Here is a 13,563-nt window from a genome sequence, read left to right on the forward strand (position 1 = left end):
CAGAACCAGCCGAAGATGCACCTGAAGACGAGCCAGAGGAAGACGATCATTCCGGAGCTGAAGCCGCAGAAGAAGAATAATCATTTTCCCGGCAGCTTTCAGACTGAGGAATATATTAATCACACTGCTGCTTCGGCACCAGTTTAATAAAGGAGATTTCAACAATGAGTACAGAAGAAAAAGAATTAGAAGTAACATCCACAGAAGCACCTAAGAAACCTGCAAGAAAACCTCGTAAGCCGGTTGATCCTGCTGTATGGGAAGAATTAAAGGCTATGCAGGAAAGCGGTGAAGTTCTGACAGTTAAGATCAATGCTGCTGTCAATGCCGGTGTGATCTCTTATGTAAAGGGTGTTCGCGGATTTATTCCTGCTTCTTTATTATCCATCGCTTATGTCGAAGATTTAAACGAATGGGTTGATAAATCTATCGAAGTTAAGGTTATTACTGTCGATCCAGAAGAGAAACGTCTTGTTCTCTCAGGCAAAGCTGTAGAACAGGAAAAGGCAGCTGCTGAAAGAGCTGCTAAGATGGATGCTGTCAATGTTGGTGACATCTACGACGGTAAAGTTGAAAGAATCACTTCTTTCGGCGCTTTTGTAGGCTTTGCTGATGGCTTATCCGGTCTTGTTCACATCTCTCAGATGGCTAACAAGCATATCGAATCCCCGAACGAAGTTGTCAAAGTCGGTGACGAAGTTAAGGTTAAGGTTATCGGCAAGAAAGATGGCAAGATCAGCCTCAGCATGAAAGCTGCTCTTGATGCAGATGCAGAAGTAGTTGATAACAGAGAACCTGCTTTCAACTACAAAGAAGAAGGTCAGGCAGCAACAAGCCTTGCTTCCTTACTTGCAGGCATCAAGTTAGACTAATCTTTATTATCGTTGGAATGCAATGCCCGGATCATCAGAATTGTTGATTCGGGCATTTTTTATATTATGAAAGAAGGGCTGCTTTTCAAAAAGCAGCCCTTCTTTCATCACATATTCAATTAACCCAGCCACTTCAATGACGGCCAATACATCACAAAGGCCTTCGCTATGATCTTATCCTTCTTAACATAGGTATTGTGCCAGTACCTGGAATCCTTCGAAACAGCCCTATTATCTCCCAACATGAAATAGCTGTCCTCCGGCACCTGATAAGGCCCGTAATCACCTGTCGGCTCCTCACTCAGATAAGGCTCATCCAGCAATTCACCATTAATATAGACCTTACCACTGATTATTTCTACTGTTTCTCCCGGCAGGCCGATAATACGCTTCAGATAATCAACACTCTCATCATCCGGGTATTTGAAAATAACGATATCGCCTCTCTCCGGTTCTTTAAAATCGTAATACAATCGAAGTCCCATGATCCTTGATCCGGCAGGGATCGTTGTTTCCATCGATCCGGTAGGTACAACCGCATTCGCTATAATAAAAAAGTCCACAAGCAGAGCAATTATAATCGCTGAAACAATCACCTTGACCCAGCTGAACACTTCGGCTTTTATGGAGGCTTTCTTCTCCTCAGACATAAACTTTCTCGTCTCCTCACTGTATAAGTCTTCATTCATTTAAAGCATTAAACGCAATAAAATATGCATTACATTATAACATATACATTGAGAAATGACAAACATTTATTATATAAAGAACACACCCAGCAGTGCGATCAAAATCGGTGCCACAAGAGATACCCAAAAAATTGGCATATAAGAATGCTTATGATCCAATTTTCCCATCGTCAGAATCAGAACAACAAACGAATTCCATGGTACAGTATCAAAGCCACCCGAAGCAGTAACTACCATTCTGTGGATCCACTCAGGGCTTAGTCCCGCTGCAATCCATGCATCACTAAACATTTCGAGCGTCATGGCAATAGCGCCTGAGGCTGAACCGCAAATTAAAGCCATAATATTGGTAATGCCAACAACTGAAAATGCTGTTGCAACTTTAGAAGTCGAACTAAAAGTCAACAATTGACTCTTAATCACATCAAAGGCATCCGTCTGTGCAACTACCTGTGCAATACCAACAACCACCGTTACCATGATTAACGGCATAACACCATTCGAAAAACCTTCATTTAATGTTGAAATCATTTTACCCTTCTCGATATGACGATAGAAAAGAATAATGCAGAGAATCACACTGAGTCCTAGTCCATATATTGGTTTCAGATTGGCAGAATTAATAAGCAAAATACCTGCCAATATTGGTACAACTGACGCAACCATGCTTGGTGCATTCTCATGGCCGCTCTCATTTTCTGATTCATCTACAGGCGGAAGAGAATTGCGTTTCCATTCTACCTTCTGTGCCCGTTTTAACTCCCATGCGATATACAGACCACATACCGCAAAATATATAATCGTAAATACTGTTCCCATTAAAGGGGCCGCCATCAGGTTTGTTCCAAGAATTTTGGTTGGAATAATATTATGACTCTGAAGTCCACCCGGTGTCATCAACTCCGGTCCGATAATCGGAACAATCGTAATAGCCGGCCACATATACCATGGTGTCTTTGTCTGTTTAAAAATTGGTTTTGCCAAAGGCAGTAATACAAAGCAGATCACAAAAGTAGAAATACCGCCATATTCAAGAATCGCGGCAACTGCCATATAACCGACAATGGCAAACTTTGTACCACATTTATCCACGACCGTTTTTCCTATTTTCCATGCTGCACCACTGGCATCATATAATTTGCCAAGCATGGCGCCCTCGCAGAACAGGATAAAATAAGCGGCCGCATAAGATGTAAAACTGCTGACAAAATTAACCGTCAATGCCTCATATAAATTCAGGCTGTTCGTCAGTGCAATGATAATAACACTGATAATACTGCTGTAAAGGATACTCCAGCCTTTATAAACAGCCACTGTCAGAAAAACAAGTGCCGCAATAATACCAATCAGACCTATCGCAAAATTCATTTGCTGCTCCTTTCCCCTCTCGCCAGGCACAGGTTATGTGCCCGGCACCATTTATCATTTGTATCAATTATTTCTTCAAACCGAGAATCTGTCTTGCTTCATCCGGTGTTGCAACTTCATAGCCAAATTCTTCAATAACACGGCGTGCTCTTGCAATCAGCTGCATATTGCTTTCTGCCAGCTGTCCTTTCTTATAGACAACATTATCTTCCATACCAACTCTGATATTACCGCCGGCTGCAATCGCTGCATACATGATTTCCATAGCACCTTTACCGACACCGAACGCACTCCATGTGGAACCAGGAACTACTCTCTCCAGTGTCTGTTTCATAAATACAAGATCATCGATGGTTGCTGAAATACCGCCCGCACATCCCATACAAAACTGGAAATGAAGAGGTGCTTTCAGATAACCTGTCTTGAGATAATAAGCCGCATCATGAATCATACCAGGATCAAAGACTTCAATTTCAGGTTTAACCCCTGCTTCCTGCATAGCCGTACCCATATTTCTCAAAAAATTTGGATTGTTGTTGAAAATACCCATATGCATCCAGTTCATTGTACCGCAGTCAAAAGATGCCATCTCAGGTTTCAGCGTCTTGAAAGGTGCCATTCTTGCTTCTTCTGAATTCGCAATACCGCCAGCCGCTGTCAGGTTGAAAATGATATCGCAGTCCGGATGATTTTCACGTACAAGATCAATGACCTTTTTGAAAGTCTCAACTTTCATAGAATCGTTGCCTTCTTCATCACGAACATGCACATGGGCTACAGCCGCACCGATTTTCCAGCACTGATAAATTTCTTCTGCAATTTCTTCCGGCTGCAATGGAACATTTGGATTATTCTCTTTCTTTGGCCATGCACCTGTAGTTGCTACTGTAATAATACGTTTATTCTTTAAATCTGCCATTTTAAAATACCCCTTTTCATTTTGATTTTCAATATTTAATCGTAATTCTTGCTTGCTTTTAACTGAACGATCAGACGTCTGTAGAAATCCATCTGTATCTGTCCGCGTTTTTCCTCCGGATATTCAAAGAACCCTTTACCTGTCTTAATCCCGAGATTGCCTTCTGCCACAAGATTTCTCATGGCATCACAGGCTTTGTCCGAATTATCCAGTGCTGGCAGCATATTATCCTCGCCGGCCAGCCATACATCCAGACCGCCCATATCCGCCACTTCCAGCATACCTGTTGTGGCATTTCTGAAACATGGGCCATATTTTAATGCCTGATCTACATCCTCCGCTGTTGCTGCTCCGATTTCTACCAGATGGAAAGCCTCTCTGGCCTGGGCATGCAGCAGACGGTTAGCCACCATGCCTGTAATATCTTTCAATACGCGCACAGGTTTCTTCTCACATCTGACATAGAGTTCATACACTTCATTAAATACATCCTCATCCATATTGCCGAACTTTGACAGCTCTGCAATTGGTAAAAGATAAGCCGGATTGTACCAGTGGCTGACCATACACCGCTTCTGTCGTTCTTCCGGCAGATACTGAATCATCTCACTTAATTTCAGACTGGATGTATTCGTTGCAAAAACCGTATGCGGCGGACAGATTTTATCCAGCTTACCAAAAAGTTTCTGTTTCAGCTCCATCTTCTCCGGGCAGGCTTCAATGGCATAATCTGCATTCTTTGCGGCCTCTTCCAGATTGTCATAGATTGTAATATTGGCGATGGCATTTTCCATAGCTTCTTTAGAAATATAATCTTCATCTACCATAAACTGCAGTTCCTCACGAATTTTTTTCGGTGCTGATAAACGAACCGCATCAAAAGGTTCATAAAGACTCACCTTACAGCCATGTCTTGCAAATACATGGGCAATGCCATGACCCATGGTACCTGCGCCAAGTACAGTCACATTCTTAATCATCTTTTATCCTCCTTTGTCTTCTATGCCCTAATAATAAGCAACCCCCGTGCCAACTCTGAAAACCGCATAAAACCGTTCTTCTTTTCATAAATAATCAAAAAAGTGTTAAATATTTCAACACATTTTCATCATAAACGTTGAAATATTTAACACTTGTAGGCATTTGTATTTTTACATGCTATAATTTATATCGTATAAACAGCTTAGCGAAACACCGGACATATTTAAAAAGACTTCATACTTGTGAAAGGCTGTATTTTTTAAGCATTGTTTTACATAATGATGAAAGGATTTTACTTATGAAAGTATCAAGACTGCTTTTAGATGCCCTGGAAACTTTTCCGAATTTTGTTATTATTGATAAAAATGCCAATGTTGTCTATCTGAACGAAAGCTATGCGGTCCTCTTAGGCATTCAGCGTGATGCCGCTATCGGCAAGCCTGTCCAGTCTGTCATTCCCGGCACCCGCCTGCATCTTGTCTTGAAAAGTCAGAAAAAGGAAGTCGGCGAATTAATGACACTTTTTGACCATACCGTTAATGATTACATCACCGTTGTCTGTAATCGTATGCCGATTTTCCGTGACGGTCAACTTGTAGGTGCTGCCGCTGTCACAACCATGCAGAATATTACAGAAACCATCAGCCGTCTGCACAGTGAAATTCAGGATATTAAAAAGGAAAATGCCCAGTACAAAAAGGAACTGGACATTTTAATGAAAACACAGCATTCACTGGACCGTATTATCGGTACTTCCCATCAGATTACTGAAATCAAAAGTACAATTGAAGATTTTGCATTTTCTAATCTTTCTATTTTGATTACAGGTGAAACCGGTGTCGGCAAAGAACTATTTGCCCGAGCGATCCATGATCTGAGTCCCCGAAAGCTCAACAACTATGTGAAAATCAACTGTGCCGCTATTCCAAATGAACTTCTGGAATCCGAATTATTCGGCTATGAATCCGGTGCTTTTTCAGGTGCTCTAAAAGGCGGCAAAATCGGTAAATTTGAACTGGCCAACAACGGCACACTGCTGCTGGATGAAATCGGCGAGATGCCAATGACTCTTCAGAGCAAGCTGCTTCGTGTCCTTCAGGAACAGGAGCTTGAACATGTAGGCGGTGTCAAACCAATCAAGATCAACGTGCGCATCATCTGCAGCACCAATCAGAATCTTCAGAAACTGATTGCGGAGGGCAAGTTCCGCCGTGACCTTTACTATCGCATCAACACTGTTGAATTAAATATCCCGCCCCTTAGAGAACGCATCCAGGATATTCCTGAACTCTGCCAGTATTTTCTGGAACGATACAACATGCAAGAGTACAAAAATGTCAAAGGCATTTCCAGAGAAGTACTGGAGCTTTTTTCACAGTACAGTTGGCCCGGCAATATCCGCGAACTGGAGCACGTCATGGAACGACTTTTTATCATCAGTGACAACAAAACTATTACACTGAAAAACTGTGATTTTCTAAAAAAGCGCATGATGATTCCAGAAAGCCATACACTGAAAATCAACAGCACCGACCGCTGCGAAACCCTGGCCCATGCTGTCGATGATACAGAAAAAGAGCGGATTCTGTCCGCCCTTGAAAAAACCGGCGGCAATAAAGCCAAAGCCGCCAGAATTCTTGATATTGACCGTACTTCTCTCTATTACAAAATGAAGAAGCTCGGTATTTATAAATAGCCTTTTATTTTACAAACAATGTTATTCTAAAGTCCTGATTCACCGGCGATCAGGACTTTTTTCCCCTGAAAAGCAAAGCCGTAATGATGAATCTGCGCCTTTTTAAAGCCCTGCGCCAAAAGTTCAGCGTCATAATGTTTATCCTCAATCTGCTGCAATGCAGCTTGCACAGTTTCCTCAAGTGTCTGCTCTTTCCGACTGTTATGAACCTTGAATTCCATCACAATTGCAGGCAAATGTTTTCCTGAACGTTCTCTTGGAATCATCATCACATCATAACGGCCAAATCCACTTTCCCGATTTGAACGTATCCTGTAGTTCTCCCACTGTTCTACAATAAGTCCCAGTATAAACCCATGATAAAAACGTTCCGGCTCATCTGTCTCAGAACAGTCACTCCCTGTATCAAAAAAACTAAAGGTTGCCATGATAACTTCATTCAGATAATGATTCATCGCCTCGATATCATCCGACAATAAAGCTTTCATAAAACCATTGTAGCTAGACTGGGTAATGCCAAACCAACTCTTGAACATGCTTGAAAACATGCTTGCCGTTTCGAGATTTGTAATGCTTAAATAATACCATGGTTCCATCGTCATGCCTCGATATTCCACACGATCTGCTTTCAGATAGCCACTGGCTAAAAGCAGACTCCAGATAGCATTCTCATCCCGATCCAACTGTTCAAATACAATCTGCTCATCAAAACATGCCTCAATCTGCCCGCCGTTTAATAATGTCTCCATTCCGGTTTTTATCTCAGAAGACGCTGTTTGAATCATCCGATTAATAAGGCCGTTGGAACTGGTTGCCGCCCAATAAGATCTAATCTGTCCTTCTTTTAAAAAATTAGTGATTGACCAGGGATTATAAATATCCTTTTTTGAACCAAAGATAAAGCCGTCATACCACGCCTTGACAGAACTTTTTTGTTCTCCAAGATCAAAAAGTTCCAGTGCCTGAAATACTTCTTTTTCGGTAAATCCAAAACATTCTGCATACCTTTCAGACGTTGCCGTGATAACCACCAGATTATTCAAATCCGAAAAAATCGAAGCCTTGGATATTCTTGTAATTCCCGTCATCAAAGCTCTTTCAAGATAAGGATTGGTTTTAAATGTAGAATTAAACAATCCTCTTACAAACGATGTAAATTTATCCCAATAATCATGGATATAGGCTTCCTGCATCAGTGTATCATATTCATCCAGCAGGATAATCGCCTTCCTGCCATAATATAAATAGCAATAATATGACAAATCCTGCAGTGCACTCTGTGCGATCACATCGTCCATATCAGCTGTCACATTCATAAATTGTCTCCTCTGAACTTCCGTCAGCGCTTCTGACCGTCCAATCTCATGAAACTGCTGATATACATTTGCAATAATTTTCTTAATCTTATAAATGGCATCTCTGTAATTGTCCTGCTTGACATCCGCAAAACTCAGAAAAATCACCGGATATTTGCCTTGAATAGCTCTATAATCTTCTTTCTCCCAGACAGATAACCCTTCAAACAAGTCCGCTCTTTCTGCGTACTGATGAGAAAAGAAACAGTTGAGCATACTCATATTCAGCGTCTTGCCAAAACGGCGCGGTCTGGCAATCAGCGTAATGTCATCACCTGATTCCCACCATTCACTAATGAAATGCGTCTTATCTACAAAAAAATAATTGCCCTCTCTAAGGGAAGCAAAATCCTGCTTGCCGATACTGATAACCTGATTCATATATACTCCATTATCTGTTATTCAATGCACTCTGCCTGTTACTCTACATCCATATCACCAAAATCAATGACTAATTCATCATAAATACCGGCCTTCACAGAATCCTTCAACGTATATTCTTCCATGCTCTCTTCCTCCGCAGACTCTGCCACAAAATGGTACACAAATATTCTATCCTTATCCGGATCTACAATCCAATATTCTCTGACGCCTGCCGTTCTGTATTTAAACAGTTTCGTATAATAATCCATTCGTCTGCTGGTCGGTGAAACAATCTCTATAATCCAGTCCGGCGCACCTTTACAGCCCTTGTCTGTCAGTTTATTTTTATCACAGATAACCGATATATCCGGCTCAACATAGGTATTTGCGGATTCATCCAGATACACTGCAAAAGGAGCCGCATACACCTTACCCTGCCCACCTTTCGAACGAACATAGGCCTTTATCTGACTCGAAAGCTCCATCGAAACATCCTGATGCTTTCTCGTGGGTGGTGCCATATAATAAATCTGACCATCAATTAATTCTGCCCTTTCATCCTCCGGCAAAGCATAAATATCATCAACTGTATATGTTTTTTCTTTTATTAACGGCATCCAATCACTCCTTTTACTATTCTATTCGCTTATAAACTATCTCTAGTATACCAGTTTACACTATTTCCAACAAGGGATATTCTTGTGCATTGTCTTGCCGTGATGTAAAGCATTTAATAAAATAATCGTAACTGTTCAGAGCCGCAAAGACCGTATAAAAATTAAAATTCTGCAATGTCTGAGATTTCCGCATTACCAGCCAAATCTTCATAGAAAATATTAACAATTCTTACACATTGTTACAAACTGTCTGGCCGCCGAATTCAACGGATGCTGATAATCATACACCAGGCAGATTTCTCTTATCGGTATTTCTTCCTGCAATTGAATCGTCACAATCTCCTTTTTCTTCAACGATTCTCTTGTCATCGGCTCCGGTACAAAAGCCAGCCCCAGTTCAGACTTAACCATCAGTAGAATCTGATCTGTTGTGGCTACTTCGATATCCGGCGCAAATTCCTGTCCATGTGTCATAAAAAAACGGTTGTAAAACTTATAAGTCATCGTTTCCCGACCAAGTCCCATCAGTGAATATTCCTTCAATTCAGACAAACTGACTGCACGACTGGTCAGATGTTCAAAGGTTCTGCCCCCCACAAGTATGTCCTGAAAAGAGGCCAGTGAAGTCACCTTCAGCGGTCCCGCTGTTTCCACGGGTGTCGATACCACAGCAAAATCAACTTTACCGCTTCTGACCGTCTCAAGAGCCTGCGGTGTCGAATAATTATAGATTTTTAAACGGATTCCCGGGTAACTCTGATGGAAACTTTTTAATTGATCCACCAAAAAAATATTCAGCGCCGTCTCACTTGTGCCGATCACAATATTACCGTGCAGCAGGCCATCATTTTCCGAAAGAGCCTCTTCCGCTGCAAAAATCTGAGCCATGGCAGCAGATACATAATTATAAAGTTCCTCTCCCTCCGATGTCAGCTGAACACCTCTGTTTGTCCGAATAAACAACGTCGCATGTACCTGCTGCTCCAGACAGTTCATCGCTCTCGTAATATTCGGCTGACTATTTCCCAGGACTCTGGCCGCCTTTGTAAAATTGCGATACTTGGCCACATAATAAAAAATCCGATAATACTCAAAATTGACATTCATACTTTTACTCCAGGCATATCAAAACATAATCGATATCATATCAATTATAGTTTTTACTTATTTCTACATTCATAGTATAATTGAACAGAATATGAAAATCAAGGAAGGACGCGTAATAAATAATGAAAGAAAAAACGATTTTCCCTCGGGAAGAGCATTCAGATATATTATTTCAAAAAATTTTAAAAGATCCATGGGCTTGTGAAAAGCTTCAGGCGACATTCTGCGATTTTCTATTTTGCAATGATGAATTTGATCATCCCCTTTCACCCAGGGAGTTTTCCAAAGCATTATTTGAATCCTACAAAAACAGAGATTTGTCTGCCTTTTTAATGGGTATCTGTCAGAATACTATTTTTGATCTTCTTCGAAATTCTTTTCTGATTCCCTATCGATTTAATGCAGACGGCAAACAGAATCCGATTATCATGACCGATGAAAACGGTCTCTTACTTCCGGAGTATGATAATCCTTTTTATAAGAAAGAATACAGTACTTTTCAAAAAATTTATCATGATCTTGAATCAGATCGAAACCTTTTTCTGGCTCAAGCCTATCGCTACAGCCATGATTATGGTCCAAACCACATGAATATCGACCAGAAAATTCTTGAGATCACAACAGGCGTTCTTCTGATACGTGAGCTTCCTGATACAGTAAAACTTAAAGAAACCGAGGCAGAAGCCTATGCCGCTGTCTGGGATATCATGATCACGCTGGAAAAAGAGCTTCCGATGGCCTATGTCTTTTATGGTCAGGATACACTGGTCGAGCACAATAAGAAATATGACGAACTTGGCATCTTCCTGCCGAATTCTCATTTTCTAAAACATCTGGAGAAACATATTGAAAAAGCCGAGGCGATTATCTATGCGCAAAAATAATACTGCATCAGCACCTGCCGCTTCTTATGTTGATATCATGGAAAAAAACCATATGGAAATTCCATGGCATGATTATGCGGATGCTGACAGCCACGTTGTCATCAGTCAGGCCGGATTGATCGAGAAAGCCTCTGTCATCGGCCGTGTTGGTCTGATCATGCTCTCATGTGGTACCGGTGCATGGCGCGTCCGTACTTCCATGAACCGTTTGTCCAAAGAACTTGGTGTAACCTGTACTGTTGATGTTGGATTAATGTCCATTTCATTCAACTGCTTTGACGGCAAAGACTGTGTTTCACAGTCTCTCAGCATCGCCAATACCGGTGTCAATACATCTAAGCTGTATCGAATGGAACAATTCGTGGATTCATTTCCGACAATGGAAGTCAAACTTACAGGTGAAGAAATCCATAAAAGACTGGATGAAATTGAAGAAATCCACGGTCTGTATTCACCTGTAAAACTTGGTTTTGCAGCAGCACTGGCCTGCAGTGCCTTCACATTTCTTCTGAGCGGCGGTCCTGTGGAAATGATACTGGCCTTTATTGCAGCCGGTATCGGTAATTTTGTCCGTACAAAGCTGATTAAACACCACTATACATTGTTTTTAAATATTGCAGCCGCCATATCGGCTGCCTGCCTGGTTTATGCACTGCTTTTAAAACTGTCTGAGGTCTGCTTCGGCATCTCCTCATTCCATGAAGCAGGCTATATCTGTTCCATGTTATTTATCATTCCGGGCTTTCCCTTTATTACAAGCGGCATTGACCTTGCCAAACTGGATCTTCGTTCCGGTCTGGAACGTCTGACCTACGCGATCATTATTGTTCTTGTTGCCACAATGTTTGCCTGGATCATGGCTTTACTACTGAAATTGAAACCCGTTGATTTTGCTGCCATGAACATTGATCCCCTCTTACATATGTTTCTTCGGATCATTACCAGCTTCTGCGGCGTTTTCGGTTTCTCGATCATGTTCAACAGTGCCATTCCTATCGCAGCCACCGCTGCGCTGATTGGCGCTGCTGCCAACACATTACGACTTGAACTCATTGATTTCACCCAGATGCCATCTGCGGAGGCCGCTTTCATCGGTGCACTGACAGCAGGTTTACTTGCATCCATTATTAAACGAAATCATGGTTATCCAAGAATATCTATCACTGTTCCTTCCATTGTGATCATGGTTCCGGGGCTTTACCTTTATCGTGCCATCTATAATCTTGGCATTATGTCCCTGAACGAATCCGTTTCGTGGTTTGCAGCAGCGATTATGATCATAGCCGCTCTCCCCCTTGGCCTGATCTTCGCAAGAATCCTGACTGACCGCACATTCCGTTATTGTACTTAACCCGGCAAGTACTAAGACAATAACTGATAATTTTTACTGGAGGAATCATCAATGAGTTTCAAGCACCACAAACAAATGTCCGAATCTTTCCTGACTGCTGCCTTTTTGTCAGTGTCAGGAGGATTACAGGACGCTTATACTTATATTTTTCGTGGAAAAGTCTTTGCCAATGCCCAGACAGGCAATATTGTCCTGCTGAGCCAAAGCATTATCGATAAAGACTTTGTCCGGGCGATCCATTACCTTGTGCCTCTTTTGTTTTTTGCCCTGGGCATCGCCATCGCTGAATGTATCCACGTCAGATTTCAGCGTATCCAACATATCCATTGGCGCCAACTGGTTCTCGTACTTGAGATTCTTCTTTTGCTGGTTGTTGGATTTCTGCCGACACGACTGAATCTGCTGGCCAATGCCATGGTTTCATTCTCATGTGCCATGCAGGTTCAGAGTTTTCGTAAAGTCAACGGATACTCCTTTGCCAGTACTATGTGCATCGGCAACATCCGAAGCGGCACAGATGCCTTATGTGCTTTTATCCGTACCCGTGATAAAAACACTCTGCGCAAATCCCTGTGCTACTGGGGAATCATTTTACTCTTTGCCATCGGTGCAGGTATCGGCGGTTACGGCATTACAATTTTCGGCATGCGAACCATATGGATTTCCTGTATGCTTCTTCTGATCGGATTTCTTATGATGTTCATCAAAGAAGAACAGACAGAACATATGGAACCGATAACACTTTAAATAAGCCCACTTCTTTTCATTTTTTATCTATCCTTTATATCTCATAGGCAATATTACCTATAAAAAAAAGTGTCCTGAATCTACCTTCAGGGCACTTTTTCACATTCGTATCTTATACAAATCAAACCTGTATTCTATTTAACTTTCTTATTTCACTTCTACAAGTTCGATTTTGAAATTCAATTCCTTGCCTGCCATCTCATGATTGGCATCAAAAGTAATCATCTTCTCATCCTTATCCGTAACCTTTACAAGGAAAGGCTGACCGTACTGATTGGTCAGGTAAACCTGCTGACCCACTGTCAGTTCCTCAGATCCCGGAAGCTGTGCAATCTCGACTTCAATAATCGCATTCGGATCCGGCATGCCATAAGCCTCTTCCGGCATCAGATGAATTTCTTTGATCTCACCGACTTCCATATCAGCCACGGCTGCATCAAAGCCTTTGATCATCTGTCCTGCGCCGCAGACGAATTCCAGCGGCTCACCACGGTCATAGGATGAATCAAACTGTGTGCCGTCGTTAAAAGTACCTCTGTAATGGGTGCGGCATGTCTTGCCGACATTACGTCCTGTCATTGTATTTTCCATGATTAAAAATCCTCCGTTTATCC

General features: G+C 41.8%; 13 protein-coding genes. 5 read left to right on the plus strand and 8 right to left on the minus strand.

Translation table 11 applies throughout. The features are described from left to right. Positions 1–164: 164 nt before the first annotated feature. The gene (locus tag WMO25_RS06965; protein WP_349084716.1) at positions 165–872 is read left to right on the plus strand and encodes a S1 RNA-binding domain-containing protein; all 708 of its coding nucleotides are present in this window, start codon (positions 165–167) and stop codon (positions 870–872) included. Between the two features lie 119 nt (positions 873–991). On the opposite strand, the gene lepB is transcribed toward WMO25_RS06965, so the two are convergent. From lepB to WMO25_RS06985, 4 genes are all read right to left on the minus strand, one after another. Beyond that, entirely contained in the window at positions 992–1,561 is a 570-nt protein-coding gene (lepB, locus tag WMO25_RS06970; protein WP_349084717.1) for a signal peptidase I, read from the minus strand. Between the two features lie 69 nt (positions 1,562–1,630). After that, positions 1,631–2,929, minus strand: coding sequence for a GntP family permease (locus WMO25_RS06975; RefSeq protein WP_349084718.1), 1,299 nt, complete (start codon positions 2,927–2,929; stop codon positions 1,631–1,633). Positions 2,930–2,996: 67 nt separating this feature from the next. Next, complete coding sequence (locus tag WMO25_RS06980; protein WP_256167100.1) at positions 2,997–3,848, minus strand: beta-keto acid cleavage family enzyme; 852 nt, start codon at positions 3,846–3,848, stop codon at positions 2,997–2,999. 35 nt (positions 3,849–3,883) lie between these two features. Continuing rightward, positions 3,884–4,828: a 3-hydroxyacyl-CoA dehydrogenase family protein gene (locus WMO25_RS06985; protein WP_349084720.1), complete on the minus strand. Its 945-nt coding sequence runs from the start codon at positions 4,826–4,828 to the stop codon at positions 3,884–3,886. Positions 4,829–5,127: 299 nt separating this feature from the next. On the opposite strand from WMO25_RS06985, the gene WMO25_RS06990 reads away from it, so the two are divergent. After that, complete coding sequence (locus WMO25_RS06990) at positions 5,128–6,525, plus strand: sigma-54 interaction domain-containing protein (protein ID WP_215690142.1); 1,398 nt, start codon at positions 5,128–5,130, stop codon at positions 6,523–6,525. A 26-nt stretch (positions 6,526–6,551) separates the two neighbouring features. On the opposite strand, the gene WMO25_RS06995 is transcribed toward WMO25_RS06990, so the two are convergent. The 3 genes from WMO25_RS06995 to WMO25_RS07005 form a co-directional block, all read right to left on the minus strand. Then, positions 6,552–8,261 carry an AAA family ATPase gene (locus tag WMO25_RS06995; RefSeq protein ID WP_349084722.1) on the minus strand — a complete coding sequence of 570 codons (1,710 nt, stop codon included), beginning with the start codon at positions 8,259–8,261 and terminating at the stop codon, positions 6,552–6,554. Positions 8,262–8,299: 38 nt separating this feature from the next. Further along, the gene (locus tag WMO25_RS07000; protein ID WP_349084723.1) at positions 8,300–8,860 is read right to left on the minus strand and encodes a Uma2 family endonuclease; all 561 of its coding nucleotides are present in this window, start codon (positions 8,858–8,860) and stop codon (positions 8,300–8,302) included. Positions 8,861–9,079: 219 nt separating this feature from the next. Next, positions 9,080–9,967 (minus strand): LysR family transcriptional regulator, encoded by an 888-nt coding sequence (locus WMO25_RS07005; RefSeq protein ID WP_349084724.1) that lies wholly within the window; start codon positions 9,965–9,967, stop codon positions 9,080–9,082. Positions 9,968–10,089: 122 nt separating this feature from the next. On the opposite strand from WMO25_RS07005, the gene WMO25_RS07010 reads away from it, so the two are divergent. The 3 genes from WMO25_RS07010 to WMO25_RS07020 are packed head-to-tail and all read left to right on the plus strand — an operon-like array spanning position 10,090 to position 12,949. Then, a complete protein-coding gene (locus tag WMO25_RS07010; RefSeq protein WP_349084726.1) occupies positions 10,090–10,851 on the plus strand; it encodes a DUF4866 domain-containing protein in 762 nt (253 codons plus the stop codon). Continuing rightward, the gene (locus WMO25_RS07015) at positions 10,838–12,202 is read left to right on the plus strand and encodes a threonine/serine exporter family protein (RefSeq protein ID WP_349084727.1); all 1,365 of its coding nucleotides are present in this window, start codon (positions 10,838–10,840) and stop codon (positions 12,200–12,202) included. The genes WMO25_RS07010 and WMO25_RS07015 overlap by 14 nt, the downstream gene beginning before the upstream one ends. A gap of 51 nt (positions 12,203–12,253) precedes the next feature. After that, entirely contained in the window at positions 12,254–12,949 is a 696-nt protein-coding gene (locus WMO25_RS07020; protein WP_349084728.1) for a YoaK family protein, read from the plus strand. A gap of 147 nt (positions 12,950–13,096) precedes the next feature. Here the strand turns inward: WMO25_RS07020 and WMO25_RS07025 are convergent. Next, positions 13,097–13,563 (minus strand): FKBP-type peptidyl-prolyl cis-trans isomerase (locus WMO25_RS07025; protein ID WP_349084729.1); only part of this gene is annotated, 467 nt, incomplete at its 5' end.

The sequence above is a fragment of the Coprococcus intestinihominis genome (assembly GCF_040096555.1).
In the GTDB taxonomy this organism is placed as follows: Bacteria; Bacillota; Clostridia; order Lachnospirales; family Lachnospiraceae; genus Coprococcus_A; species Coprococcus_A intestinihominis.

Bases quoted from the DNA above. Each gene is read 5' to 3' on its own strand.
- WMO25_RS07010 (WP_349084726.1), top strand. From the start codon at position 10,090: ATGAAAGAAAAAACGATTTTCCCTCGGGAAGAGCATTCAGATATATTA.
- WMO25_RS07015 (WP_349084727.1), top strand. From the start codon at position 10,838: ATGCGCAAAAATAATACTGCATCAGCACCTGCCGCTTCTTATGTTGAT.
- WMO25_RS06965 (WP_349084716.1), top strand. From the start codon at position 165: ATGAGTACAGAAGAAAAAGAATTAGAAGTAACATCCACAGAAGCACCT.
- WMO25_RS07005 (WP_349084724.1), bottom strand. From the start codon at position 9,967: ATGAATGTCAATTTTGAGTATTATCGGATTTTTTATTATGTGGCCAAG.
- WMO25_RS06990 (WP_215690142.1), top strand. From the start codon at position 5,128: ATGAAAGTATCAAGACTGCTTTTAGATGCCCTGGAAACTTTTCCGAAT.
- WMO25_RS06975 (WP_349084718.1), bottom strand. From the start codon at position 2,929: ATGAATTTTGCGATAGGTCTGATTGGTATTATTGCGGCACTTGTTTTT.
- WMO25_RS06995 (WP_349084722.1), bottom strand. From the start codon at position 8,261: ATGAATCAGGTTATCAGTATCGGCAAGCAGGATTTTGCTTCCCTTAGA.
- WMO25_RS06980 (WP_256167100.1), bottom strand. From the start codon at position 3,848: ATGGCAGATTTAAAGAATAAACGTATTATTACAGTAGCAACTACAGGT.
- lepB (WP_349084717.1), bottom strand. From the start codon at position 1,561: ATGAATGAAGACTTATACAGTGAGGAGACGAGAAAGTTTATGTCTGAG.
- WMO25_RS07020 (WP_349084728.1), top strand. From the start codon at position 12,254: ATGAGTTTCAAGCACCACAAACAAATGTCCGAATCTTTCCTGACTGCT.
- WMO25_RS07000 (WP_349084723.1), bottom strand. From the start codon at position 8,860: ATGCCGTTAATAAAAGAAAAAACATATACAGTTGATGATATTTATGCT.
- WMO25_RS06985 (WP_349084720.1), bottom strand. From the start codon at position 4,828: ATGATTAAGAATGTGACTGTACTTGGCGCAGGTACCATGGGTCATGGC.